Origin of the sequence: uncultured Duncaniella sp. (assembly GCF_910577345.1) — a bacterium.
Lineage (GTDB): Bacteria > Bacteroidota > Bacteroidia > Bacteroidales > Muribaculaceae > Duncaniella.
Genome location: NZ_CAJTMT010000030.1, coordinates 1 through 26,881 on the forward strand (window position 1 = coordinate 1; position 26,881 = coordinate 26,881).

Genomic DNA, 26,881 nt, shown 5'->3' on the forward strand with positions numbered 1-26,881 from the left:
GAGTTCGTCTTCGGTGGGACGGATGAACATGTTGGTCACGAAGTGAGCCTGCCATGCAACTTCCATCACGAAACGTACGGCAAGACGGGTGTCGGGGTTGGTTCCGCAGAATGCGTCAACAACGTAGAGGGTCTTGTTAGAAAGCTCCTTGTCAGCGATAGCCTTGAGAGCGTCCCAGGTAGCGGGAGTGATGGGCTTGTTGTCGTTCTTGTATTCTTCAGTAGTCCACCAGATTGAGTTTGCGCTGGTGTCGTCCTTTACGAAGAATTTGTCCTTGGGTGAACGGCCTGTGTAGATACCGGTCATCACGTTAACGGCACCGAGTTCGGTCACCTGGCCCTTTTCGTAGCCCTGAAGATCGGGGTTGGTCTCGTCGATGAAGAGCTGGTCGTAGCTGGGATTGTGGATCACCTTGGCGCCGGTGATGCCATACTGGGATAAATCAATTGTACTCATTGTTGTGTTAAAGAGTTTGATATGAAATTGATAATTTGATGTTTCCTAAAAATAAATCTTTTTATACCTTTGCTGTCTGTATAAGTCTATGAGCTTTATAAGGTGGACAAAGGAATATCTTCTTATCCGACTGCAAAGTTACTTACTTTTTTCGGTATTAAAATGCAGGATTAAAGAAAATTTTCTCTATTAATAATTTTTAATTAAACACGGGAGTCGCGCGGCTTGCGGTCCGCTCTCAATACTCCAAAACTTCCAACAATCCTAAAGTCGGGATGGTTCGGGCATTTAAATCGCCTAAAGCCGTTTTAAATTTTTTTAATGATTCCGGTCGCGTTTTTTAGCACTCTTCGCTTGAATTGGAAAGAAATCCTCCTTACCTTTGCGTCCTCAACCACATCCAAATGTCCAACCCCTCCGAATTGACGGGTGTGGACGACATGAATGGTTGAGTGTTCCCACTGTCTGGAAACCGCCAATATCTTCAGTCCGCGGGGAACAAGGAAAAGGATTAGTTTATATGCTCGAAATAGGGGCTGGCTCATCTTTTTGTACTTGTTCCGTGGACAAAGGCGCTTGGCGGTGCCTCAGACGGGGAGCAACGTATGAACCGGGAGTCAAGCCCCATTTTTTTATATCCATGAGCTTCTGCCTCTCAGCCTTTCCGGCCTCCGGGTCTCCTTCTTGTCGGTGCCGCTGTCACTAAACCTACAGACCAATCAACCTCATCCCCTGATTACCTCCCCCCCAACCACCGTGTATTTCATCTGTCACATCATTTTGTACGGCCGCCAGATCCGGCCATCCTAACATTGCACACATTTCTACCATCCTCTATGACAACGATATTTATAGGTAAACTTATCCAGGAAGAGCTCAGAGTTCAGCAGAAATCTGTCGTATGGCTCGCTCGGGAACTCGGCTGCAACCGCACCAATATCTATAAGATATTTAACCGCCGTAGCATTGATGCCGAACTTCTCCTGCGCATATCACGGGTGCTCGGGCGCAATTTCTTCAAGCCATACATCGAGCACCTTGATTGATGACCGCTCCCTTCAACCATAGTTTGTATCGGTTGAAAGACAGAGTCTTATCTCAGTTCGGAATAGATGTGTCCTCCACCCAGGCAACTTCCCGGGGACGACACCGTCTTCAGGACTTTTGCGGGTTCGTGCCTGAAGCTGCTTCCTCTCCGCTGAGCATTCCGCAGGCGGCCTCTATGTCCTCGCCTCTCGATGCCCTTATTGTGGCCGTCACACCCTGCTCGTTGAGACGGTCGCGGAAACGCTCCATCACCTCCATTGAAGCCGTCGGGTGTTCGAAGCCCGGAATGGCGTGGAACCGTATGAGGTTCACCCTGCAGTCAAGGCCGCGGAGCAGACGGGCAAGCGCGTCGGCATGGCGGATGTCGTCGTTCACGCCTCCCCACACGATATATTCAGCTGACAGACGGCGCTGGTGGGCAAAATCATATTTCTTAAGGAAATCCATCACCCTCGTCACCGGGAAAGCCTTTTCGACCGGCATAAGTTCCTCGCGTTCCTTAGGGTAGGGGGAGTGGACGCTTATGGCCACATGCACCTTGGTCTCGTCGAGCAGACGGCGCAGGGTGTCGAGCTTGCCGATGCTCGACACGGTGATTCGTTTCGGGCTCCATGCAAGACCCCAGGGTGCGGTCAGCACTTCGAGCGCCTTGAGCACTTCGTCGATATTGTCCATAGGCTCACCCATTCCCATGAACACAAGATTGGTCAGACTCCGGCTCTCAGGTATGGCGAAAATCTGGTTCAGGATACCGGCGGCAGTCAGGTTGCCGTGGAAGCCCTGTCGCCCTGTCATGCAGAACTTGCACCCCATGCGGCATCCCGCTTGCGACGACACGCACAATGTCGCCCTGTCGCGGTCAGGGATATAGACTGCCTCCACGTCGCGTCCGCCTCGTCCGCTCGTGAGGAAATCGAAGTCCTTCCCACGGGTTGCGAACAGATATTTCACCGTCCCGTCTTTCGAACGCGATTCCTTCACCGGAGCCTGCAGGCCGATGCAGTAGTGCTCGTTGAGCCATTCGCGCGCAGGTTTCGGAAGCTCGGTCATCTCGTCGATGCTCTCCACGCGGTTTACATACAGCCGTCTCGCCATCTGCTTGGCTGCAAATTTGCGCAGTCCGGCTTCGGCGGCCACCGATTCGAGTTCAGAAAGAGTCATGCCCAGCAGAGGGCGACGGATGCTATCTTTTGTTTCCATTATGATGCGGATTAGTGAGTCTGTGTAGCTTATCAACGCTTCAAGGAGCGGGATTGATGATGCGGATTAGTGAGTCTGTGTAGTTTATCAACGCTTCAAGGAGCGGAGTTGATGCTGCCGATTAATGAGTCAGTGGAGTTGATGAATGCTTCAAGAAGCAGGGTTGATGCTGCTGATTAATGGGTCCGGGAGGGGATTTATCGTGGCTCAGAAGAGCCGGATTAGCCACTCCGACTGCAAAATTACAAAAAAATCCGCCAAACCCTTGCAAAAATCAAAAAACATCCTTACCTTTGCACCGCAAACAGACGGGGTATTAGCTCATCTGGCTAGAGCGCGACACTGGCAGTGTCGAGGTGAGCGGTTCGAGTCCGCTATACTCCACAATCTAAGCTGAAAATCAGCAAATTACAAGCACAACACCCAATTTTACACCCAAATCGGTTGAAATTGGGTGTTTTTATATATCTTTAACGCCAATCAGAGCCTCCAACGCCTCACCCACCGCTTACCGACACAATTTTTGGGGGAGCCAGAATTGTGGCGCATGGTAAAAAAGCTGTGTTTAGGCATAGAGATTGCAGAGTCGGAAGATGAAGAATTTTGTATCGTTGACACCATGTAATTTAGCCCGGAAGGCCTTTATTTTGGAGTTGATTGATTCTGCGGATGCATTTGTTGAACGGTTGTCAAAATAGTTGATTATCTCATCTGAGTGCTCGTAGAATGTAGCCGCAATAGTGTTGAACGACCTGAACCCGGATTCAGCGACCCGGTTGTACCAACGTGCAAGATTTAACCTGGCAGTATCAGCGGTTGACCTCTTATTGGAGAAGATGGCCCGGAGATGTTGAGAAAGCCAATATGCTTCTTTAAGATCGGGATATAATGAGAACATCAGATCGATGCGCTGTCGTTGTGAGTCAGTCCATTTTTCAGGAGACTTGAACAATGCGTATCGACCTCGTGCAAGCAGTTCTTTGAGTGTGTCACCGTTGGCGAGGCGTATCGGCACATAAGGTTTGCCGGAAAGTTTAGCCTGCTCGCGGGCTTCTGTGTCAGCGTTGATTGCGTCCCAACGGTGGGCAATGCGTACTTCCTGCACGGCTTCAAGAGCCTGCTTCTGCACGTGGAAGCGGTCAATGACGCGCTTTGCACGTGGAAAGGCGTAGCGGCAGATGCGGTTCATACTGTCCGACAGGTCAAGTGTAATCTCTGTAACCTTGTTACGCAGTCTACTGTCAATCTGCCTCAAAGCTCTCAGAACGTCATCGGAATCAGTTCCGAACACGATGGCCACCAGCGAATGTTCCCTGCCATGCGCGGCCTTATTAGTGACTATCGTGTAGAGCTCTCCATTGCTCAGCGATGTCTCGTCTATGCTCAGATGAGGCCCGATGTTCTCGGGGAAGACACGCCATTGCTCGGCGTGAAGCCCCTCTGCGGTGTCTTTCCACTCCCAATAGCCGCTGAGATGACGCTTGTACTGGCGCTCAAACAAATCTCCGTCAATGCCGAAGAACCATTCAAGAGAGCGGCCCGTAATCGGGTATTTGTCCAAGCATACCTTTTAAAAAAGCCGCGAACTCTTTCGAGAAGCGGGTACCTTCAGCCACTATGTCCCAACGCTTGGACACGCTCTTACCGGTCTCTATTTCAACCCATCTGCGTCGCTTGACATGGAACGTCATCTTGCGGCCTCTGACAGGGTAATCCCTTACCGTACTCTCCTCGTAAAAGCCATTGGGGCGAAGCTGCCCATCGACATATCCCTCTACGCCTTTGTCGCGTTCCTCTAAGGTCACATCCAATGTGTCTTTGGTCTTTTCGACTTTGACAACTTCGAAATATTCAACCATTTCTTCAGGGAGCAGACACTCTGCAAGCTCTATGTACGGATTCTTTTCCATTGTTCTAATTTTATTTCTGCAAAGGTACTAACTTATATCGGTAAACACAGCTTTTTTACTATGCGCCAGAATTGTGGGTGCCGCGGAAGTGTCCACACCCACGCCCCTTTTTCTTTTGCCCAGCCTCATCAATATATATTGGTTTAGGTTTATACGGGCATATATAAAGCCCGAACCAAACCAATGTTACCACTCGTCGTGGTCATCGTAGAGGTCACGGTCGAATTCGAGGTCGTCCAACTCGTCGCGCAGGTCATCGAGTTCATCTTGTATGTCCTCCCACTCTTCCAAGCAATCAATTCTGTCTTGAAGTTCATCGATGCGGTCTTGCAGTTCATCGTAGTGGTCAGACATCACGTCTGTGTCATCTAACCTCAACTGCAATTCATCGACACGGTTTTGCAAGGCATCTATGTCGGATTCGTCCGCATATAACCCCAGATAATCTTCGTGGTCATAATCATGATAAAGCTGTTGCGGAGGAGCATAAGTCCGCTTCGGCTTGCTTGAAAACATATCGCAAACCGCATTGAATAGGGCGAAGCCGCCAAGAAAATTCCAAAAACTCATAAACTTAATATCAAGAAATCAGTGTATGTTCCCACCATCTCGCAATGCTTGACCAAGCCAAGCAAATCCACATAAAAGGGCAATGATTATTGACATAATTCTTCTCAGTTATAAATTTCGAGGAAAGCCACCATGACTTTCATGTGCAAAATTAAAGCGCAAGCGGGCAATAATCCTGCACATGAAAGTTAAATTTTATTTTATGGAGGTCATTGCGTCAATAAGGTCTTGGTAGCATGTTACCTTATGATATTTGACGTTATCGGTTGAGATTTCGTTGAATAACTGAGTGCAGCAGTCAATCTTGGCATTTTCTATGGCGTTTAGCTGCATGGATTGGAGCGAACCTTTGGTTTCGGCAATGAAGAATATATGTTTGACTGCGCCTTTCTGCATCGCTATCGCCCAGTCGGGGGCATAATTGCCAACGGGTGTGGGGATTTGGAATGAGCGAGGCAGTTTCGCATATACCACCACTTCTTCGGCCTCGTCGAGATCGTGGGCAAAGTCGCGCTCGCCCTTGCTGTCGGAGACAACGTAGTCCGTGATATGCTTCGAGGTCTCGACGGCCTTGTCGAAGTCGGCACGGCTCGCGGCTGTGAATATGTCAGAGTCATATTTGCCGTCGGTCAGATGATAGTGTATGTGGTCAACTATCATCGTGGCTTTCTGTTCGCGGATAATCTGCACGACCTTACGGATAAATTCTTCGGGATTGTTGCGGAACAGGGCGAGTTTCGCCGGCCGCAAGCCCTGAAGAATTTTGGCGGCGGTGCGACGGGTGATATTAGCACCTTTAGCAACCTGTCCGATAAGGTCATACTTGACTGATGAAGTGGAGACATCGGTCAGTTCGTTGGAGGTGGACTTGGTGTTGCCAAACTCCGTAACCTCCTGCGCGTCCTGCTGCCCCTCAATCTTGATGTAGCGCAGAGTGCGCACCTTCAGCTCATCGGTGTTGAGATGCAGAATAGCGTTCTTGACAAGTTCGGCGGTGTCGTAACTTACCGTATAGACATACTGCCGGTTTATGGCGTTCCAGAGAGCCTGAAACTCCGGCTTGGCAAAATTGGCGTTGAGTCTTGGCTCAGGCAATTTGGTCTTGTTGCCATCACCGGTCATCTCTTTCAACAGGTTCGGGTCGAAGATTGAGTTGATTAGTAGCGTCACACCCTCTGCCATCGGTGCGAGTTGGTTGCCGTAAGGAGCGACAGCCTCGGCTGCAACATCAGCATGATACTTCGGCGTTATGTTACCCGCATCGTCGATGTACTCATTATCTTCAAGCCATACCATAATGCGGCTTGCCTCGCGGTCGGTGACGACATGAGGCTGCCCCTCCACGGTAATTGTCTTGCCCTCGAAGTAACTTAGCGTGGCTTTAACTGCACGTTCACGCAGCGCATCGCGGGTCTCGCGTTGCAGCGCACCGGTGAAGTCCGAGTAACTTTCATTGGCAATGACGGTGAGCACGTTGATGTTGTGAACTTCGTCACCGAGCAGTTCCTTATCCTGACGGACACCGTTACGGTCAACAGCGATTCGCAGACCGCGCCCCACTTCCTGACGCTTGGCTGTCGTGGAGTCGCTATGCCGGAGCGTACAGATTTGGAACACATTTGGATTATCCCAACCCTCACGTAGAGCAGAGTGCGAGAAGATGAAGCGTGTCGGTTCATCAAAACTTAGCAGACGCTCCTTGTCACGGAGAATAAGGTCGTAGTCAGACGCCTCCTCGCTGACATCGCTGCCGCGCTTGGTCTTGGTCTCAACCATCTTACCTTTCTTGTCGATTGAGAAGTAGCCTCGATGTGTCTGATAGGGAGCGAAGCGACGCAGATACTCGTTGTAGTCTTCATCAAAGATGTGGAACTCCTCATTGACCAGTCGGGCATATTCTTCCTCGAATATTTGTTGAAACACACCTTTTACAGGTTGGTTGTCATCATCATACTGACGATACTTAGCCACTTCGTCAATAAAGAAAAGCGACAGGCACTTTATTCCTTTCTTGAATAATTGACGCTCCTTCTCGAAGTGAGCCTTTATCGTCTCGCGTATCTGAACGCGCTGAAGATGCAGCAGGTTTGAGTCACCAACGACATCCCCTTTGCGGAGCGTAACGCCGTTGGTAAAAGAGACGTAAGCCGTCGGTTGTGTAGCTGAGCCGGGAAAAATCTCGGCAATGTCGAAGCCCCGGTATTGCTCCAGCTCCTTTGACTCGACAAATAGAGAATCACCCACGCCCATAGTCTTAAACAGACGGCGAGGCTCGCCCGATGCGCTCTTGACCTCGATAGATATACGCGCCATCGGTGGCTTGTTGGGTGACAGGATTATATTGTCGAGATACATATAGCCGCTGGTGCCACGCAGGTTCTTCATCTCGAAGCCGATAACCTTGATGCGCTTTACAAGTCGCTCGCGGTAAGCGTCGAGGGCATCGAGGGCATATACAATATCGTGTTTGGTGCGGTGAGTCGCGGAGTAGTTCAACACGAACAGCGGATTGAACTTCTTGAGGGCTGCTTGGGTAGCGGCTCCCTCCATCTTCTGCGGCTCGTCCATGATGATAATCGGGCGATTGGCGGCAATAACGTCGATAGGACGGCGTGAGGCAAACTCGTCGCGTTTGGAGTAGATAATGCGGCTCTCCTTTGAGCGTCCGCCCTCTTTGAGTGAGGCGGCGAAAGCCTGGGTGTTTATGATCATCACGTTCAGACCTGCGTCTTGCGAGAACTGGTCGAGCTGATTGAGGTTTGAACTGTTGTAGACAAACCAACGCGCTTTCTTTCCGTACTGCTCCATAAAGTGTTCTTCGAGCATACGGAATGACTTTGCCACACCCTCGCGGATAGCGATGCTCGGCACGACGATGATGAACTTCGACCAACCGTAGAGTTTGTTGTGCTCAAACATCGTCTTGATATAGACGTAGGTCTTACCTGTGCCGGTTTCCATCTCGACATCAAGGTTGACGGCACCGAGTCCGTCGATCTTGCTGAGAGACTTTGAGAGCGGCACTCCGGCTGCCGTCTGAACCGAGTGGAGATTTTCAAGCAACTGCTTGGACGAAAGCTCCACATCGGCATTACGATAGCCGTCATCTTCAAGCATTTCCCGCATTGTACCGTCCGGCAGTTTGCCGAGGTCGCGGCGATACTTCGAGGGGTCGCGGTTGGGCTGGCCGATGAAGATGGCGGTTGTATTTTCTACCGCATTAGTCTGATAGCCTTGTATCTTGAATTTGAATTTCATGGCTTACAGAATTTTGCGGATAGTGTCGGGTGAATAATGCGTGAAGATTTGCTCGAAGTTGTCGAGGACGTTGTCGTTTGCGGCCGATGAGTCGCGCATAACGAAGTATTGCGGGCGCATCTTGGCTATCTCGGTAACAGTTGATTCGTTGACTTCGGTGTCGAAAGTAGCGATGAGATAAGTGTCGTCCACGAAGAATACCTTTTTACCATTGACTTCCTTTTCCTCAATCTTTGCGGAAAGTTCGATGTCGAGTTCCGGCATAACTTGAAAAAGGAGGTCAAGCGGAGTGCGGTCGCTCTTGACGTTGTCAACGGTGTTGAACAGGTCTGCCTCGTTGAAGTCTTCGGGTGTGTAGAACACATCCTCCATATTCGACGAGTCAAGTTTGAGCACACGGAAGCCGGTGTCAAGGTCATGTCCGTGCAAACCTGCTTCCTCTTTGACTTTCTTTCCTGCACGACGTATGCGTTCCTCACCGATTTGGCAGATGGTTTCGTAGCCGGCTTTATTTGCTTTATCGTCGGTGTCCTCCGGAAGTTGCACAAGAATAAACTTACAATGTTTATCCTTTTCAGCGTTAAATTTCATGGTAGCGTGACCCATAGACCCCGAACCTGAGAAGAAATCTAAGATAATCGAGTCATCGTCAAGATTAGCAAGTGTTAGCAAACGTTCCATAAGACGCTGCGGCTTTGGGCCATCAAATACTCCCGCATCCATAAGTTTATTTACTTCTTGCGAGCCTTCTTGACTATGACCAACCTCTTTGTAGTAGAGAATTGAAGTAGGTGCCATCCCCTCAAATTTCAGTTCAGAGAGAAATCTTTTAATTCGAGGAACACCATTACCATCCGAACCGAACCATATTCGGTTGTCCTGGAGTCTCTCAGCGAAAGCTTTCGCTGAGAGACTCCAGCAGCGTCCTGCTGGAGGCTCTACAACACGCCCAGAGGGCGTGGTTATAGGATAGTCTCCGGAGGGAGAATATGTCTTGACTGTAAGATTATCAGACTGCCATACACCTCTTGGGTCGTTATCAGGATTTGAATAGCGAGCATCGGCTTCTGCTGTTCGAGGTAAACGACCTATTTTGAAGTGATTTATGTTCCGAGCGTACATAACCACATAGTCATGGCTATTGGAAATAAACTTTGCATCATTTTTAGGGGCAAATGCACGCTCCCAAATGAGTTGCGCTATGAAATTTTGACCACCAAAAATCTCGTTACATACCTTGCGCAGATTTTCCTGTTCGTTATCGTCTATTGAAATGAAGATAACGCCGTCCTCGGCGAGCAGGTCGCGAGCTACTTTCAGGCGAGGATATATCATATTGAGCCAGTCGGTATGAAAGCGACCGTTGCTCTCGGTGTTGCGCTGCATAGGGTCGAGGACTTGGTTGCCGTCTTCATCAAAGACTCCACTTCTGATGCCCAATCCTACTGTGTTTTCTTTATCTTCATATACTCCATCCCAGTCAATCTCCTTATTTTTATAAATATTATTGACGATTGAGTATTCATCGTTGTAGACGAAGTCGTTGCCGGTGTTATAGGGAGGGTCAATGTAGATCATCTTGACCTTGCCGAGATAATTCTCGCGGAGAACTTTCAGCACGTCGAGATTGTCGCCCTCAATGTAGAGATTTTTGGTATTCCAAAAATCAACCGAGGCATCTACGTCCGGGCGCAGAGTCTTGTCGGTCGGCGTGTTGGCAAGGCGTGAGGCAGTTCGCTTATCGGGCCATGTGAACTGATAGCGTTCCTCGCCGGTGTCGAGAGCGTCGGTCGACAACTCCGCCCGCAGCTTGTCGAAGTCGATTGCAAGTTCGGCGGTGCCGTCCTTGCCCTTTCGCTCAGTGACGCAATAAGGAAACAATGCAGCAATCTTCGCCACATTACCCTCCACAGCGTCAAGGCTCTTCATTCTCAATTTTTCCATTATTTGGTTTATAATTTATTTTCTAACTGTTTTACAAGGGTGTATTCACTATCCAAAATTTCGCGCCCACTATTTTGAACTGATGCAAACAGCAAATCTGCCCTATCTTTTTGGGTGTCATAAACTCCAATAAGACGTTTTTTCTCAGATTGTAGTTTCTTGCAATGCTCAACGTATTTTATAGCAAAGTCAGATTTATCTTTTTGAGTACCAATATAGTCTGCAACAGTTCTTGCTTCCGAACTTGCAGAGTTCGTAGCAATCCAGTCATTCAGTATTTTTTGCATTGTATCAAATACGACATGATATGCGGCTGAAACCGTCTTAACACAATCCTCAAAAGCAGAAACTTTTGAAGTATCGCTAATTAGATATTTAGAACGAGCAAATTGTTGTTGTGCTTCATCTATCTCTTGCTGAATTTCTAAAACCTCTTTAATTAGACTCGGCGTATCCATTGAAATCTCAATAGAGTACAAGATACTTAATTGCCGACGGCTTATATTAAGTGAGTTAATTACCCTGTTTACGGACTCACTTATAATTTGAAACTCTGATTTTTTGTGCTGAATATCATTGCGGAGTCTATCAGCATTGGCGTACCAATTACCGCCAATAAATATTACCCCACTTATTATTGCATCAGCAACAATAGGCAACCAAGTATTTTCGTCTCCAATAACGTCAGTGATGGCAGGTAATTTCAAAACCCAATTCAGGGCATATAGTATAATTATTGCGGATACAGTGCAAACACAATAAATCCAAAAATTGCTCCTTGTTTTTATTTTCATCATAATATTTTAGATTTCAGCTTCTGGAGTTCAACGAATAATTCACGCTTGCGGCGCGGCTGCTTAGTGGAGTTCATTTGACGCTCCAATGCTGCGATTTGGCGTTCAAGTTTGGCGCGTTCTTCGTCAACCTTGATTTGCTCGGAGAGAGATTTGTCTTTCTCGACGGAGAACTGACCGATTGATGAAACGATGTTTTCCCAAACGGCATCAAGGTTGAGTCCTGACAGCGGCAAAGTGATGTCCTCTACGGCTCGCCATGGAGCGGTAAAGAGTTTAGCGTGATGAGTGGCGAGCATCGCCTCGTCATCGTAGCGCAGAAGATAGACAATGCGTTGAGGGATATATTTGGCAAGTAGTGTTATTGCCTTAGTGTCGAAGTCGCGCGATTTGAGCGATACCTCGACAACAAAAATTTCTTTGACTTCGTTACCGACGGCGATAGCCGGAACAGTGCGAGGTGATATCCAATTAACGAAGTCAAGACGTGACACTTCGGCATCGAAACGGTCGCGTTGCGATGGTGTCCAGTCAAACCGCTTAAAAAGCTGCGCTTTTGGAAGCGGCCGTTTGACTTCGGTGGTTGGTGGCAGTCCTAACATACGCTATCGGATTATCAGGAAACAAATTAGTTCAAAGTTATCGAGACCGCGGACTTCGTTGCCGAATAGCGAGCCGCTGTCGCCGTCGAGGAACGAGAAAAGATCGGTGGTCTCCTTGACTTTTATAAGCGAGGAGATGGCGTCGCCGAGCAACTTGGAGTATGTGCCCATACGTTGACCGTCGCGCGTCTCAGCGTTGAACTTATGGCAAAGGTCGAGCAGCGGTGTTGCATTGCCCCGACACAAATGGCGCATTGTGTCAAGCAAAGATTTCGGGTCAAGGTGGTCAATGACAACTGCCGACTCCTTTGTGATATAGACCATATAGAATGGATGAAGCCTGTTCTTGCGGTCGATATTGATTGAGTTATTGCGATTTTTGAGAACGAAAATCACACCGGGAGGCGTGTCTTTATCGGCAGGTACGATGGCATGTAGCCCCATTGGGGTATGCTCTATATCATTGTCTTGCTTGATGTATTCAAGCAGGTCAAGACGAAATTCATTCAAGCCCAAATCCATAATGGAAACACCTGTGTTCATCTCCTCAATATCCACGACTTCCTCTTTGAGGCGTTCCAACTGGTCTCTACGATATTTGAGGTCGCCTTGTTCGGCATCGGTGAGCGGGTTATCATCGCCGGTGGCAGTGAGTACCGACACTTTCATGCGGGCTTCAACACGTCCTTTGAGGTCGATGTATTCATCCAAGTCCATATCGGGCCAGTAGTTGACGAGCTGAATGACCGTATTACGCGAGCCGATACGGTCGATACGCCCGAAGCGTTGGATTATGCGGACCGGATTCCAGTGTATATCGTAATTGATGAGATAGTCGCAGTCTTGTAGGTTCTGACCCTCGGAAATGCAGTCGGTGGCGATCAGCACGTCGATTTCCTCGTGAAGATTAGGATAGACGGCAGCCTTTTCTTTCGATATAGGCGAAAAAAGAGTGAGGACTTTATTGAAGTCCATTTTCTCACGTGTCTTGATTGTGCAACGTGCTTCGACATCACCGGAGATAAGGGCTGTGTTAAGCCCGGTGCGTTCCTTGATGAGCGACGCAATATTCTCATAGAGATATTGAGCTGTGTCGGAAAATGCTGTAAAGATTATGATTTTCTTGTTGCCGGGATTGATAGGGTTGGCGAACTTCGAGCGAATATCCTCTATGAGCAACTGAAGTTTACTGTCATGCGCAGGTGTAATGTCTTCAAGCATGAATAGCAGTGTGCGAAGATTATCAAGGTCTTTAGCGAGATATTCGCGCCACTGCACATAGTCCATGTCGGCAAGGTCAATCTTTGTTTTCTTACCGCCGATAAAGACCGAATCCTCGCGTTCATCAAAGTCAAGATTGGAGTCAAAGTCATAATCATTGACCGTTGAGTGACCACCATTAGCGGCGAGCCTATCTATAGCGTCAACAGTTGTCTGAATGAAATCCTTAATGCGTGTAAGCGTCAAACGGAACGAGTTGACCGAACTTTCAAGGCGTTTGAGCAGGTTGATACTCATAAGTTGACGTATGCCTCGCTCGCGACCGAAGCGGGAGAGATTTCCAAGCGAGCCGTCAGCCTTTGTATCAAGATATTTTTCAAGTTTGCTCGGCAATATAAAGTCGGAGGGAGTGTAGATAGCGAGGTTAAGTTCGGTTACGCTGACGAAGATATCATTGAACGATACGGCTGTCGGTAAGTCTGTGAGCTTGGGTGAGCGAGAGATTGGCTTCAATCGTTCCGGGAACTTGCCGATGTCGGTCGTGTCGTAATATTGTTCGATGTGTTTGCGGCTTCGGGCTATGGTAACGCTATCGAGCACTTCAAACAAATCAAAGCTCAGGAGCGATAGCAGATTTTTTGTGGTACGTTCATCCGGAGGCATTTTCGACCAACGGTTGAAAGCAGACTGTGCGTCACGAAATATTTTGTCAATGGATGATGTGGTGTTGAGCAGCGCATCCATTCGCTCCGAGTCACCTTCGTATGCAAGTTGCAACTGATTACGGAGGTCGTTAAATCGGTTGTTGACAGGCGTGGCCGACAACATCAGAACCTTCGTCTTGACCCCTGCGCGGATTACCTTATTCATCAGTTGGAGATAGCGATTCTCGCGCGGGTTTTCGTCGTTCTCGTCGGTGGTCACTTTACCACCGTTGCGGAAGTTGTGGCTTTCGTCAATAACGACAAGGTCGTAGTTGCCCCAGTTGATGTATTCGAGGTCGAGACCGTTGCTTTGCCCGGACTGACGCGAAAGGTCGGTATGATAGAGAATATCGTAACGCAAGCGGTCTGCAACAAGCGGATTGTTTAGATAATTGCTGCGATATGTGACCCAGTTTTGATGCAACTTTTTGGGGCAGAGAACGAGCACTGACTTGTTGCGGTTTTCGTAATACTTTATTACGGAAAGTGCGGTGAACGTCTTGCCGAGGCCTACGGAGTCAGCAAGGATGCAGCCGTTATACTTTTCGAGTTTGTTGATGATAGCGAGAGCCGCGTCACGTTGGAAGTTGTAGAGCTTGTTCCAGATTACGCTCGATTTGAAGCCGGTGGCTTCGTTGGGCAATACGTCCTCTGAAATATCTTCAAGAAACTCGTTGAAAATATTGTAGAGTGTAACGAAATAGATAAATTCCGGCGCGTTTTCCTTGTAGGCGTTGGTGATGTTGTCAAGTACCTGTTCGGTGACGACTTGCAGTTTTTCGCCGTCCTGCCATACTTGATTGAAAAGATTCAGGTAGAACTGCGACATCGGAGCATCAGTACGTTGAACGAACTGATAGGCATTATTACCTCGTTCACAACCGAGGTCAACAGTTGTAAATCCTGTGATGGGCATATAATTGACATCATCTACGTTGATGAAGCCCATCATATTTTCATTGGTTCGGTTCGACTTGAAACAAGCCTTTTGCCTGATCCATTCGGCACACTCCTTTGCTACGGCTTTAAGCGACAATTCATTGCGGAGTTTTATCTCAAACTCCGAACCAAATAAATCGCGCTCACGGTTAAGACGTGGTATGTAAAATTCTCGACGTTGCTTATCTGCTTTCTCTGTGGTAAACGAGGGGGAAGTAAAGATAAAACGCAACTCATCTATATCTTTCAACTGCTCTTTAAGTTCTTGAAAGGCATAAATCGAAAAACTTGCGGCCGCTATTGACACACGACTGCCGGATTTGATGGTAGCCACCAAATCATTGCGTAAGGTTTGATTTATGTTGTCAATGAGTTGCACTTCGGGTCACTCGCTTTCACAGCCATTGACTCCGACATGGCACAATTAGATTGGTTTGGGCAAAAAGAAAAGCGGGAGCCTTATCATTACTCGTCCCGCAACTCGTAGCCTTCGAACTTGCTTTAATCGCCAGAACGAGCAACTTCGACTCCACGCTGTTATATGCAAATACCCCAAACCCATTTCAAGCAAGTGCCTGAAATGAGCCCGGATAGGTATATACATACCCGTGGCGTCTATCGTTACTCTGTCCTTTAGCGATTGTTTGGAGTGTTCGAAGTTCCGAGTTGCCAAGAACAAAGCGTAGATATACGCTTTCTCAAAAATATAATAGATTTCCCGCGTGCCGTAGCGATAAACTCCTCTGAGCAACGCTCCCACAGCGTGGAAGTCTAAATGCAAAATTACGAAAATTTTTTGAGGGAACAATCGAATGTGCTGAGAAACATGAAAGTGCGCCCCGACAAATGGGTCGGATTTGTCGGGGCGTCCTCTATCACCAGAATGATTTGGATTCGGGAGTCCAATTGTCTGAGGGGCGGAAGTAAGTGTGGGTGCGTTCAGCGTGCCTTTTACGCTCCGCATTGACAACCATTCGTTTGATGCTGTCTTGTTCCTGTTGGGTGCCGACCATCATGGCTTCTTCGCGGAGCATCATATTCTGAATGCCCTCTTTATCATAGCTGATACGCTCATAGCGATAGAGCCATTCCATTTTCTTGTACTTCTCATTGTCTGCGTGGACATTGAAGAAGCCAATCGAGAAACCGATTGCAGCGAGAATGAAGAATCCGACAACAAAGTACACCCACCGGGGGACTACCAGCCACCAATGGCCGTCGGACACGTGGCGCGACTCCCGTTCCAGACGGTCGGCGGCGTTGTTGAGTTTCCGGGTGCTGTCCGCGTAAATGTTGACAACGCCCTTTTGAATCATCTTCTCAACATTTTCGCCGAGCTCTTTCTTGATGTCTTCGGCAAAATTCTTGTAGAGAAGATTGGCTACACTCTCGCTTGAGGTTTCGATGATGTATCTTGGCGGCTCTTTGAGAGCAGTCTTGATTTCTTCAAATTTGGGAATAATACCCTCCTGCATGAAACCATCGACTTTTTCGCTGACTCCGTCAATGAGATTTTTGCTCATTGCGGTTAAGTCGTCGGCAGTGGCGCAGTTAAGTTGTATTTCCTTGATTTCCTCACAAGTGCCGGAGAGCGTTGCAAGTTCTTCGGCAACCTTCTCGATATGGTTATCAGAAGGATTTTGAATGGAATTTGTACTCACTGTAAAAAAGATATTTATTGTTAAAGTTTAGGTCCTTTTCTCTTGGGCTTTTTATTCAGGCGTCGCATCTTTCGTGCGAAGTCCTCTTCTTCGGGATTGACTGATGGTCCGAGTTGGAACAAGTCGCCGACAGCACCTCCGATGGATTCGCCAATGTCGAGTGCGGCATCCATGACTTTTTCGGCTACACTTGGCTCCTGTTTCTCCACCATTGGAGGCATTTTCGGAGTGGCGACCGATCCCGGCGATGGCGACTGCGATTGTCCGTTTTTATTCTCATTGAGAATCCGGTCGATGTTGACGAAAGAGAATTTTCTCCCTTTGGCAACCTCCGAAGCCTTGAACTTATGCTTGTCTTTTACGAAAGAAAGCCCCTCGACAATGGTAGTGCCGCGACGATATTTCTTTCGGAGCGAAACGCCGCTTTTGGCGAGTTCACGTTGAAATGTAGTCCAGTCTTTAGCAACTTTCAGTGCATCACGGACGGCGATATACACTTCTTGTTTGGCTCGGTCACGACCTTTGAGACGGTTGGTTTTCACCTTGTCGCGGCCTTTGCCAAAGGTCAAACCGTACTTCAATTTCAGTTCCTTGCAGATGTCATTGCTGCGGAAATATTCCCAGCTGTCGCTCACGCATTTGCCGTCATTGTCCACTCGGTTGAATACGATGTGGCAATGAGGATGCTCCTTGTCAAGGTGTCGGGCGATGATAAACTGGGTGTTCTTTATGCCCATCCGCTCTATATATTCGAGTGCGAACTTGACCATTTTCTCATCGGTGAGAATTGCTGAATCCTCAGGAGAATAGGACAATGAGATGTGGCCTACCCAATGTTGAACACGCTGGTTGAGGTGTCGTTGACACTCAAAACCGTTGATAATATCCTGCGGAGTATCGCTCAAAACGCCTTCTGCATACAGCAGCCGAGCCTCTTTGCCGGGTTCATCCACGGCGAGCGCATAGCGGACGCATCCGCCAAAATCGCTCCCTTTAGTTATGCTTCCAATCATTTGACAAGTTGTTGTAAAGGGTTTTCAATTCCTTGCTGCGGGCTTGTACTTCCCAGCTTACGAGCTTGAAGTCTTTGGTTGTGTTGGCAACAGTGGCAAGCTGATTCAGGTTGTTGCTCATGCTACCGATCTGACGAAGTATCGCCATATCTTCGGGCGTGGCGAGTGCTGTTATCTTGGCGTTGAGCAGTGCCCGTCGCCAAAAGTCGGAGAGTTTTCTGCCGGCTTTGCGGCAATTTTCAACTACCTGCTGATACTCTTCTTCTGTAAGCCGGACGCTCACAACCCGGAGTTTCTTGGACTTATTTTGCGCATCCGTGGATGCGACTTTTCTCTTGGTAAATGTCATATACGAATTCAGTTTAGAGGTCGAAAAATAATATTGACTGTGACCATCGGGAGCGTAGTTGCCCACCCGGTAACGGAGGGTGCAAGGTCGGCAAAAGTTTACGTTGCCACTACCTTGCTACCCTCCAAAACCTATCGGCCTTTCCGGGTTACGCTTCGCGGATGGCTACGCCATTTTGACTATAGTCGCTATGGCGATTAAAGCGACTTACCGAGTTGTGAATACCTGCCGTCGTAGATGTCGGCGTATGCCTCCAAGTGGTCGATGATGATGTGCTCGACAAGGCTCCCGACAGTATAGCCGCGACCTCCGAAGTGTCGGGCAATACGCTCGATGCGGTCAAACGTGTCATTGCTGATTGACACCTGATGCTTTGTTTTCGGAGTAAGCTTAATCGGAGTAAAGAACTCCTTACGGTAATCTTCGATGTTCGACCTGCGCTGTTTGGCTTTGGTGCGTGACGGCTTAGGTTGAGCGGTCACAATCTGTTCAGCGGTTGGCTGAACTTCGGGAAACATTGAGTTCTCCATAGTGTCAGAGGAATTTGAGTTGTTTGTAACTTGGAGTAATTGTGGTGCATCAGTCATCTTGGATGACTCGATAGCGGAAGATTTAGCGTTTGTTGCCATAATCAGAAGTTTATATTTGTTGAGAAATTAAGTTGATTGTGTTCGCTGACTGAATCAGAAATTCATTTAGGTCGTTGAACTGAGTGTAAAGAGTGGAGCAGTCAATCACATTATCGGACTCAGCAGATATTACGGCAAATGCGGATTTACCTGCATTATCGTTATCAAGGTAGCAATTGATTGTGTTGTAATCACGGAGATATTTGATAGCTTTGCCAACATTGCTGACCGAGTTGAGTATGATTGCATCCATGCCTTGGATTATGCCGAGTGTGAGAGCCGACAGATAGTCTATGAACCCCTCGAACACGGCAACATCTGTTGACGGACCATCACGGATGCGTCGCAGACTGATGTCTTTGGGAGCGATGCAACCTTTGAAATACTTGTTGCGCGTCTCGTACCCGCTACTCTCATTTGCGAAGCCAACGGCATAATACCGTTTGCCACGGCAACTGTAATGTATCTGTTTGCAGTGTTCGGCTGCAATCTGTGCCGGGATACCACGCTCTTGGAGATAAGCGACAAGTACGTGGTGTCGCAATGGCACGACCTCAGTGTCTGTGAAACTCGGTGCAGAGTGTCGCTGAGGAGAAAAGGAAGCGACTGTATGCGATGATGGCACTGAAACACATCGGGCGATGCAATCCATCAGATAGCGCAGGTCGTTGGAATGATAGAGTTCGGCTGCAAGGTCGATGATGTTGCCCCCTTTGCCAATACCGAAATCATACCAACAGTTGATGTCGGTCTGCACCTTGAATGATGCCGTATGTTCCTGTCGCAACGGCGACTTATACCACAGCCGATTGCCTTGTGTTTTAACCGGGTAGTGTCCGAGTTGAGACAAGAAGGTGGCTAAAGGGATTGATTTTATCTCTTTCAACATGGGTCTAAAATGTTTTGTGGATTACTGGTTTTTGGTTTGAGTTCTATTATATATGCCATTTGCTAAACCAAACCAAAAATGGTGTTTCTCAAAAGTAGAAATCCGGATGATAGTGGTACTGACGGTTGGCATACTCAATCATATTCTTGTTGTCAAGAAAAGATTTGAGCGACTTTACTTTATTATTCGCGTAGCTGTGGCCACACGCGGCATATCCTCTTTTCAACGCAGCTTCAAACTCTCGGCATCCTTTGACGGGCCCGTCTGCGAACACTATCGCCAATGCCTCACGGTGTTGCTCATCCGTCAGCTCTTTATATGGGAATGGGTCTGATTTCTTTTTGCCCGGCTCGGTGAATACATATCCGCTTGCTATCTCCGGCAGACCGTAGTCATTGATTCGGAAAGCGAATGGGTCGAACTCAGCGGCTCGTATCATAGCCGCTGACACCTCCGACACGGTTTCATCCGTCTTGCTGCGGCTTATTTGCAATATTGTTTCAGCCTTGTTGTTCAGCTCCGTACCAACGTGACCACGGGCATTGTCGTCGCTCTTGTTGAGATGCAGGACGGTGTGAATATGAATCTGGAATTTATCAGTCCACTCCATCAGTTTGCCTATAAGGTCGGTTGACTCCTTGGCGCAGTTGATGTCATACATCAGGTCGCGGACACCGTCTATCACCACCAATCCCACGTTGGGCGTGTTGATTATCGCCTGTTCAATCACTTCAAGGCGCATCACGGGAGTAAGTTGACGCAAGGCAGCGAATTTAAGATTGTCGGGGTGAACATCGGTCGGGAGTTTGGCAAGACGCAGGGCGCGTTCCATCACCTTCTGACAGTGGTAATGGCTTTGCTCGGTGTCGAAGTAGAGGATGGTGCGCTTATCATCCGGGAACTCCGCAGTATAGCCTAAGACCTTACCATTGACCAGCGATGCCGCGACAATGGCTGCCACGTTGAAAGTCTTTTTGCTTTTAGCCTTACCGGTGGAAGCCGAAAAGTTGCCGAGCGTACCGATAACGCTGCCGTTGGCATACAGCACCTCTGGCGCGACCTGGATTTTATCGGTTATACGGAGCTGTTTTTCCTCCCACAGTTTGAGGATGTCGTTTTTCACTTCCTGCATCTGCGTCCTCCCTTCTTCTTCTCGTTGTCCTCCTTGACAAGTGCAAGAGCCTTCTGACGGTCAACCACGATTGTACGACCGGATTGTATAATCGCTTCGTCAATCACTCCCGACCGCTTTATACGCTGCGCGGTGGGCTTGCTGCATCCGAAAATATCACAGATGCCGGAAATACCATAGGCGTACTTCTTGCTATCCGATACATCGGTGACAGTGGCTGTAGCAAGCTGCGTTTCCTGTCGGGTGGCATACGCTGCCGACATAAGGGTTAGAAACTGTGCCCCTGTCATAAGGCCCAGAGGCAGACCTAAAATACTTGAAAGTTCCATAGGCAATATGGGTTTAATTTGACAAATCTCGCGTTGGGATTGCCTCCCTCTACAAGAGCCGGGAATCGTTCCTCGACAATGCAAAATTACTAGCCGTTTCGAGTGGAGTCCAAGTGGTAAAAATTAGGGAAATGAAGAAATTTTGATAAAAAATTTAATGTTGATTATTAGATTGTTATGTAGTAAAATCGTGGGTGGTATCGAATGATATACAGTGGTAAATCAGTGGTAGCGGAATACCACCTATTTCTGATTTTGGATGATTTTTGTGATTTGGGGCTGCATGAAACGAAAAAAGCCCTGCCGAAGCAGAGCCTTTATAGGTTTTTATCAGTGTAACGTCGAAATAGAGTTACAGCTACCTAATTTTAGATAAGATATCATCAGGATTTTGGTGCATTTGGCTGAAGGCGACTATTTTCTTACCAAGGTCTTTGATTGATCCTCCAATGAAATAGATAGTATCGTCTATTATAAGAAAACGGTCGTGTACGTTTGAGCAATGATGAACTGTGATTGCCGGGTACTGGGCATTATGCCTACGCAAATCATTCTCTATATGGGAATGTCTTGGGTCTGTATAAATTGTTGCAGTTACTTCATCGGCTCTCTTGTCAAGAACTTTTAGAATCCTATCATCTACATAATTGTCAATAAGAATGATTCTTGTCTTGGCCTTACGCACCAAATCAGAGATTAGAGTATATGCATCGAAAATCTGACCGTCAAAGAAGAATCCCTCAATTGGTTCAGCTTCTTTATTATCAAGACGAGTCAGCACCTCGTCAATCCTCTTGTCCGTTTCGGAGATATGACGGTGCAAAAGAAGATGATTGTGCTCTAATGTTTCCAACCGTTGAAACACATGCGCATTTGTCTGCAAGAAGCTTCGCATGGCAATAAATGCCCTCATAATGCGAATATTGATCTCGATAGCTTGCTCAGACCTTAATACGCTGCTAAGCATGGCAACTCCTTGTTCGGTAAAAGCATACGGTTTGTAACGGGTACCACCGTGACCGTTGCCGGAACTTGAGGTGCAATTTTTGCACCTCAAGTTATCGAGTTCCTCAAGAGAAAGCTCTATCATAAAATCTGCCGGGAACCGAGATATATTGGATTTCACGGCTCTTTTGAGGTATTTGGTCTCAACTCCATACAGGCGAGCTAAGTCGCTATCGAGCATTACCTGTTGTCCTCTGATGACGTATATCAAATTTTCAATTGGCATTAAAGCCGAACCTACATTTGCATTTACGTCTGAGGCCTTTATTATATTTTTGTCTGTTTTATCTTCCATCTGCCAGTGTTATTGTGATTGCAAAATTACGAAAAATAATCGGTATTTCAGCCGATTACGCTGCGATACCGATTATAGTTTTATCAAGAGGCCTCTCTCAAATCTTCAAACTGTTCTTTCAAGTCGTCAAGTTTTTCCAAGAACTTTTCGTCTTTCTTGGATGGACGGCTCCGCAATTCCGTATATTTGGAATTATAGGTGCTGTAAGACATACACAGATGATGACACATGCTCTTTCGCCACATAGCCCTATGTGATGCATCAATCATTTCTCCAAAGAAAAATATGAAGAAATATACCCGGTTTTTCTCGCCGAAGCGAACTTTTAACCTCCGGGGACAATCCTGTAAATTGATGATTGAATACATATCTCCGGGTGAAATGTGTTCAAATTGTTCGTTGTTGCACACCTTATGAATCAGGTCAACCTGCAACAGATTGAAGAACGTGGGTAGGTTTGGTTTATCCGTTTCGGTCTCATCTTTCGAGTCTGCCTTATCCTCTGAATCAAAACCATGTTCCCAAATCCGATTTATTATATCGTCTGTTGATTTGGCACCCTTTATCAAAGAAAGAAGTGAGTTTTCTTCATCACTATCTCCAAACATCACATCAAGGGGATTCTCCACCTTTACCAAATCGTTCACATACTCAATGGCAATTTCCAATGACGAAAGAAAATCGTGAATACTGTAATAAGTAAAATGCTCTGTATATCCGCGCAGAGTTCTGAACTTCAAGAATTCTTGGTAACGGGTAATCATCTCCTCCATAGAATCGAATACACTGCCCCATTTTGTTTCATAATCCAACTCCATCTGTGACCGACCATTCCATACACATGGTCCGTCAGTGCGATTGTCTATCGCGTCAATCGTCTTTCGGAAATCTTCAATCTGCTTCTTGTTGGCATCGTCGGATTTGAAAATGCTATCACGACACAATGCCTCATATTCCTTGCAGATGTTGCGGTCAAGGACCAACATCAGGTCGAAATCATCAGGATCCCAGTCATAGTTTTCAATGAGCGCATAATATTTGTCTATCTCTTTTGACAAACGCTTGATAACTCCTCGTTCAGGTGAGTTTTTGAAACTACGTATAACATCCGTATGGGCATCATCATCAATTGATATATAACCGAATTTTGCCAATGCTATCGCATCGTCAAGCTCTATCTCACCGCCGTCAAGATAAGTCTTGGTTATAGCGGTGAAACGGGCGATTTGATTTGTGAGTTCCTCAATGTGTTTCTTTGGGGTGAGCATTAATTTAAGTGTTATATGTTATCAAATTTGGACATTTCCTTTGATTTGATAGAATCCGCCACTGCTATATATGGCTTCATGGCACTGTAATCACTATGCCCCGTCCATTTCATAACAACTTGTGGTGGGATACCCAATGCAAGGGCGTTACAAATAAAGGACCTGCGTCCAGTGTGAGTACACAGTAAATCGTGCTTTGGTCGAGTTTCATCAATCCGTTCACGCTGTCGGTAGTAAGTCTGCGTAATTGGCTCATCTAACTCAGCCAAACGACCAAGTTCTTTCAGATAATCATTCATTTTCTGATTGCTGATAACCGGCAGAACCTTTTCCTTTGGGAATGGAATTTCTGCATATTTAGCCAAAATAGCACGGCTATGTTTGTTTAGATCTATGCGTAGTGTGTCCGAAGTTTTTACGGTTGTCAACTCAATATGGTCAGATTTAATGTTGCTCTTGCGCAGATTATAGACATCAGAATGACGCAAGCCTGTCCAGCAGCAAAAGAAGAATACATCGCGAACTCGCTCAAGATATTGCTTGTCAGACGGAATCACGACATTCCCAACTTTCTTTAATTCCTCAACGGTAAGGAATACGATGGTTTTCTCCGGCTTTTTATAGCGTGGTTTGAATCTGTCATAAGCGTTATTGGTATGATAGCCCTGCTTGAAAGCCCATTTCATAAACCAAAGAAGAATACCATACATTTTACTGAGCGTTGAATTACGCATACCTTTCGTTTCTTGAAGATGGTCAAGGAATGCAGCGATACCCTTTTCATCCAAGTCCTCAAAGGTTAGGTTCTCACGGAAAGAACGAAGATGGCGTCCAAAAACATTTACCTTTGCGACCGTTGACTTCTCCCAATTATTGTTATGCCCATTGATATTGACAAATTCATCAAATCGCTCCCACAGGCTTATTGTTGGAGTCTCCTCCAGAGCAACCTCTACATTTTTCTCCTTATACGATTCTCCTTTCATTCTTTCTGAGAATGTCACCCGTAGCTCATCCGGAGAAGGAATGCACTCCTTTACTTCATACTCTTTGAATATCTTCTGAAGTTCGGTACGCATCTCATCAAGATAGTCATTGATTTCTGATGCCGTTTGGTGGAGTTTGTTTGTGGTCTTGGATTTTACACGCTGAACTGTGTCATCCCATTTAGCCACGTCAACACGATAACCAGTAGAGAAGTCAATGCGTGAGCCGGTATAAGTAACACGCATACGGATGGGTACGTTTTCAACGATGTCCACACCTTTGTTTTTACGTTTTTCGAGTTTGAAAGTTATGTTGCGTTTGATATTCATAATTTGGGTGTTAAGGTTTGTCTCACCCAAAATTACACCCATTTTGAATGACGTCAAAATACGCTTTACGATTGTTAACATTTCACACCATAAGCATAATTGACCGAGTATCAAACAACTGAGCGTTTGTGATTGTTCACGTACCTCATATTTTCGTTCCGCTATACTCCACCAAATCCAACGCAACATCCGCCGTAACTCAAAAAGTTGCGGCGGTTTTCATTTTTACCCCCTGCAAAAACACATACAATGTAGGGTGCGAACTGAGGGACCTGCAAAATTTGTGACCTTAAAGTGTATCGAGAATTACAGATGGCGCTATTTCCATTTTTGAGAATGCGAACAATTTCTTGCCGAGGTCTTTGATTGATGCTCCTATGTGATAGAGGGTGTCATCAACAACCAGGAAACGGTCATGGATGTCTGCCACATACTTTATTTCGATAGGAGCATATTGACGGTTGTGACGTTGCAAGTCAAGACGGATTTGCTTTGAACGTTCAGCATCGGTGTATATAACCGCCTTAACGCCGTCTCCTCGCTTATCAAACAAGGTAAGGACTGACTCATCAACATAATTGTCAATGAGAATAATCCTCTTATTGGCTGATCTTACCAATCGGCAGATAAACTCGTAAGCATCGAAAATCTGACCATTGCAGAATACACCTTCTTTCGGAGGAAGTGATGTTCTGACGAAGAAATCAATTTTATTGTCAAGTTGCAGTAGATGTCTATCGTATTCAGAAAAACGACGGTCAATTTTATCTTCAAGATGAGATAGACGTTGATTTACTGAGTATCCTCTCAGCATGTACTCTTTCAGAATCTTACTTGCCCACTGGCGAAACTGTATGCCCCTCTTCGTATTTACTCGGTAACCTACTGATATGATAACATCAAGATTGAAGTAGTCCAAATTTCGAGTGACAGAGCGACCTCCCTCAATCCGAACTGTTCGGAATTTCCGAACAGTTGCCTCTCTATCCAATTCACCGGACTCAAAAACATTTTTAAGATGCTCACTCACGTTTGCTTTGCTTGATGCAAATAACTCAACAAGCTGGGCTTGAGTGAGCCAAACTGTTTCACTTTCCACTCTCACATCTAACGCAAGAGTAGAGTCAGGTTGATATAGTATGATTTCATTGCCTTCCGACGAATATTCCTCAGGCATGGAATCCCTATTTATGCTTTCTTGATTGTTCATGTTCAGAATCAATGGAAGTGTAGCCATGCAGGGTACGCGGCCACAAAAATTACTCTCGAAGCAAAAATACAAAAAATAATCGGTATTTCAGTCTATTACGCTGTAATATTGACCATAATATCCCCTCAATTCTTCAAATTGTTCTTTCAAATCTTCAAGTTCCTCCAAGTCTCTTTATCAGTCAGGATGCGATTACAGGGATTGTGACCTTGAAATCGGTCCCGGTGCGCGATACGGTGACTTGTTTGTTGTGCAGGGCATACTGCCGTTCTATGTTTTGAAGCCCTATGCCTGTGCCTGCAGAAGTGTTGCGTGGTCGGAGATTGTTGGAGACGGTGATTTCTGTGTCGGTGATGACTATTTTTAGTTCTAATGGCAATTCCTTTGAGAACATATTGTGTTTGATGGCATTTTCAACCAGCATCTGAATGCTCGCGGGAATGATGGAGCCGGTCTTTCCACTGCGCATGTCATCTGTTGAGACTTTGATGGAATCTCCGAAACGGACTTGTTCAAGATACAGATATTTATTTGTGAAATCAAGTTCCTCGTCAATCCCTACGGTGCGATTGTCGCGGTTGGACAATAGATAACGGTATACTGCTGAGAGTCTTTTGGTGAAAATGTTGGCTTTCTCACCGTCAGTGTAGGCTAAGGAAGCCAGGACATTCAGGCTGTTGAAGAGAAAATGGGGATTGATTTGATTACGGAGTGCGAAAAGTTGATAGTTTGCCTTTTCCCGTTCAATCTCCTGTTGGCGGTTATTGTAAAAGAAAAGTTCAATCAGCAGGGTGACAACCCAGTTCCACGGTATGGCAGGAAGTGCTGAACGAATGAGGTCGCGCACGGTGAAATCTGTCAGTAGATAGTTCAGAACGCAGATTATAAATACGCATGTGGTCGTCGTCGCAATCAAATCTATTATCAGCCGGATAGAATTGTTGGCGATAGGCAGTCCTGCTGTCTTCTTTATGAAGAAATAATCAAAACCACCGATGAGAAGGCACACCGGCAGGTTCGTCAACAGGCTATCCATGAGATTTTCTGGTTTGTCGCTCATCAGACTGTATATCCCGATAAATGGAATGAATGATATTGAGATGACGATGATGAAGAGGACTATATATTTATGTTGCATTA

Annotated in this window: 23 protein-coding genes and 1 tRNA gene; 2 read left to right on the plus strand and 22 right to left on the minus strand. The window is 46.7% G+C overall.

All coding sequences use genetic code 11. The features are described 5' to 3' along the window. A partial coding sequence (locus QZ310_RS11255) for a phosphoenolpyruvate carboxykinase (ATP) (protein ID WP_297072838.1) occupies positions 1 to 456 on the minus strand: 456 nt, incomplete at its 3' end. Between the two features lie 836 nt (positions 457 to 1,292). On the opposite strand from QZ310_RS11255, the gene QZ310_RS11260 reads away from it, so the two are divergent. Next, positions 1,293 to 1,502, plus strand: coding sequence for an XRE family transcriptional regulator (locus QZ310_RS11260; protein ID WP_297072840.1), 210 nt, complete (start codon positions 1,293 to 1,295; stop codon positions 1,500 to 1,502). A 109-nt stretch (positions 1,503 to 1,611) separates the two neighbouring features. Here QZ310_RS11260 and rlmN read toward each other — a convergent pair whose 3' ends face one another. Further along, entirely contained in the window at positions 1,612 to 2,703 is a 1,092-nt protein-coding gene (gene rlmN / locus QZ310_RS11265; protein ID WP_297072842.1) for a 23S rRNA (adenine(2503)-C(2))-methyltransferase RlmN, read from the minus strand. Positions 2,704 to 3,013: 310 nt separating this feature from the next. Between rlmN and QZ310_RS11270 the strand changes: the two genes are divergently transcribed. Further along, a tRNA-Ala gene (locus QZ310_RS11270) sits at positions 3,014 to 3,087 on the plus strand. A gap of 181 nt (positions 3,088 to 3,268) precedes the next feature. On the opposite strand, the gene QZ310_RS11275 is transcribed toward QZ310_RS11270, so the two are convergent. The 20 genes from QZ310_RS11275 to QZ310_RS11370 all read right to left on the minus strand — a co-directional run bounded on the left by QZ310_RS11275 (position 3,269) and on the right by QZ310_RS11370 (position 26,879). After that, a complete protein-coding gene (locus tag QZ310_RS11275; RefSeq protein ID WP_297072843.1) occupies positions 3,269 to 4,264 on the minus strand; it encodes a transposase in 996 nt (331 codons plus the stop codon). Beyond that, positions 4,230 to 4,613, minus strand: a complete 384-nt coding sequence (locus QZ310_RS11280; protein ID WP_297072846.1) for a hypothetical protein — start codon at positions 4,611 to 4,613, stop codon at positions 4,230 to 4,232. Before QZ310_RS11280 ends, QZ310_RS11275 begins: the two co-directional genes overlap by 35 nt. Positions 4,614 to 4,799: 186 nt before the next feature. Further along, the gene (locus QZ310_RS11285) at positions 4,800 to 5,183 is read right to left on the minus strand and encodes an ABC transporter C-terminal domain-containing protein (RefSeq protein ID WP_297072848.1); all 384 of its coding nucleotides are present in this window, start codon (positions 5,181 to 5,183) and stop codon (positions 4,800 to 4,802) included. A 195-nt stretch (positions 5,184 to 5,378) separates the two neighbouring features. Then, positions 5,379 to 8,441, minus strand: coding sequence for a DEAD/DEAH box helicase family protein (locus tag QZ310_RS11290; protein ID WP_297072850.1), 3,063 nt, complete (start codon positions 8,439 to 8,441; stop codon positions 5,379 to 5,381). Positions 8,442 to 8,444: 3 nt separating this feature from the next. Then, entirely contained in the window at positions 8,445 to 10,385 is a 1,941-nt protein-coding gene (locus QZ310_RS11295; RefSeq protein ID WP_297072852.1) for a site-specific DNA-methyltransferase, read from the minus strand. An 8-nt stretch (positions 10,386 to 10,393) separates the two neighbouring features. Beyond that, the gene (locus QZ310_RS11300; RefSeq protein WP_297072854.1) at positions 10,394 to 11,182 is read right to left on the minus strand and encodes a hypothetical protein; all 789 of its coding nucleotides are present in this window, start codon (positions 11,180 to 11,182) and stop codon (positions 10,394 to 10,396) included. After that, positions 11,179 to 11,781, minus strand: a complete 603-nt coding sequence (locus QZ310_RS11305) for a DUF4391 domain-containing protein (RefSeq protein ID WP_297072856.1) — start codon at positions 11,779 to 11,781, stop codon at positions 11,179 to 11,181. Before QZ310_RS11305 ends, QZ310_RS11300 begins: the two co-directional genes overlap by 4 nt. A gap of 3 nt (positions 11,782 to 11,784) precedes the next feature. Then, complete coding sequence (locus QZ310_RS11310; RefSeq protein WP_297072858.1) at positions 11,785 to 15,024, minus strand: helicase-related protein; 3,240 nt, start codon at positions 15,022 to 15,024, stop codon at positions 11,785 to 11,787. A gap of 496 nt (positions 15,025 to 15,520) precedes the next feature. After that, positions 15,521 to 16,306, minus strand: coding sequence for a hypothetical protein (locus QZ310_RS11315; protein WP_297072860.1), 786 nt, complete (start codon positions 16,304 to 16,306; stop codon positions 15,521 to 15,523). Positions 16,307 to 16,326: 20 nt separating this feature from the next. Beyond that, positions 16,327 to 17,319, minus strand: coding sequence for a relaxase/mobilization nuclease domain-containing protein (locus QZ310_RS11320; protein ID WP_297072862.1), 993 nt, complete (start codon positions 17,317 to 17,319; stop codon positions 16,327 to 16,329). Beyond that, the gene (gene mobC, locus QZ310_RS11325; protein ID WP_297072865.1) at positions 17,300 to 17,668 is read right to left on the minus strand and encodes a plasmid mobilization relaxosome protein MobC; all 369 of its coding nucleotides are present in this window, start codon (positions 17,666 to 17,668) and stop codon (positions 17,300 to 17,302) included. The genes QZ310_RS11320 and mobC overlap by 20 nt, the downstream gene beginning before the upstream one ends. Positions 17,669 to 17,865: 197 nt before the next feature. Beyond that, positions 17,866 to 18,297 carry a DUF3408 domain-containing protein gene (locus QZ310_RS11330; RefSeq protein ID WP_297072867.1) on the minus strand — a complete coding sequence of 144 codons (432 nt, stop codon included), beginning with the start codon at positions 18,295 to 18,297 and terminating at the stop codon, positions 17,866 to 17,868. Positions 18,298 to 18,307: 10 nt separating this feature from the next. Beyond that, the gene (locus tag QZ310_RS11335) at positions 18,308 to 19,084 is read right to left on the minus strand and encodes a toprim domain-containing protein (RefSeq protein WP_297072869.1); all 777 of its coding nucleotides are present in this window, start codon (positions 19,082 to 19,084) and stop codon (positions 18,308 to 18,310) included. A gap of 190 nt (positions 19,085 to 19,274) precedes the next feature. Further along, positions 19,275 to 20,318: an AAA family ATPase gene (locus QZ310_RS11340; protein WP_297072871.1), complete on the minus strand. Its 1,044-nt coding sequence runs from the start codon at positions 20,316 to 20,318 to the stop codon at positions 19,275 to 19,277. Beyond that, positions 20,306 to 20,647, minus strand: coding sequence for a DUF3853 family protein (locus QZ310_RS11345; protein WP_297072873.1), 342 nt, complete (start codon positions 20,645 to 20,647; stop codon positions 20,306 to 20,308). Before QZ310_RS11345 ends, QZ310_RS11340 begins: the two co-directional genes overlap by 13 nt. A 358-nt stretch (positions 20,648 to 21,005) precedes the next feature. Next, the gene (locus tag QZ310_RS11350; protein ID WP_297072875.1) at positions 21,006 to 21,947 is read right to left on the minus strand and encodes an ORF6N domain-containing protein; all 942 of its coding nucleotides are present in this window, start codon (positions 21,945 to 21,947) and stop codon (positions 21,006 to 21,008) included. Between the two features lie 83 nt (positions 21,948 to 22,030). Further along, the gene (locus tag QZ310_RS11355; RefSeq protein WP_297072877.1) at positions 22,031 to 23,215 is read right to left on the minus strand and encodes a hypothetical protein; all 1,185 of its coding nucleotides are present in this window, start codon (positions 23,213 to 23,215) and stop codon (positions 22,031 to 22,033) included. 11 nt (positions 23,216 to 23,226) lie between these two features. Beyond that, positions 23,227 to 24,531, minus strand: coding sequence for a site-specific integrase (locus QZ310_RS11360; RefSeq protein ID WP_297072878.1), 1,305 nt, complete (start codon positions 24,529 to 24,531; stop codon positions 23,227 to 23,229). Between the two features lie 289 nt (positions 24,532 to 24,820). Then, positions 24,821 to 25,708: a RhuM family protein gene (gene rhuM, locus QZ310_RS11365; RefSeq protein WP_297072902.1), complete on the minus strand. Its 888-nt coding sequence runs from the start codon at positions 25,706 to 25,708 to the stop codon at positions 24,821 to 24,823. Between the two features lie 214 nt (positions 25,709 to 25,922). After that, the gene (locus QZ310_RS11370; protein ID WP_297072879.1) at positions 25,923 to 26,879 is read right to left on the minus strand and encodes a histidine kinase; all 957 of its coding nucleotides are present in this window, start codon (positions 26,877 to 26,879) and stop codon (positions 25,923 to 25,925) included. Positions 26,880 to 26,881 lie beyond the last annotated feature (2 nt).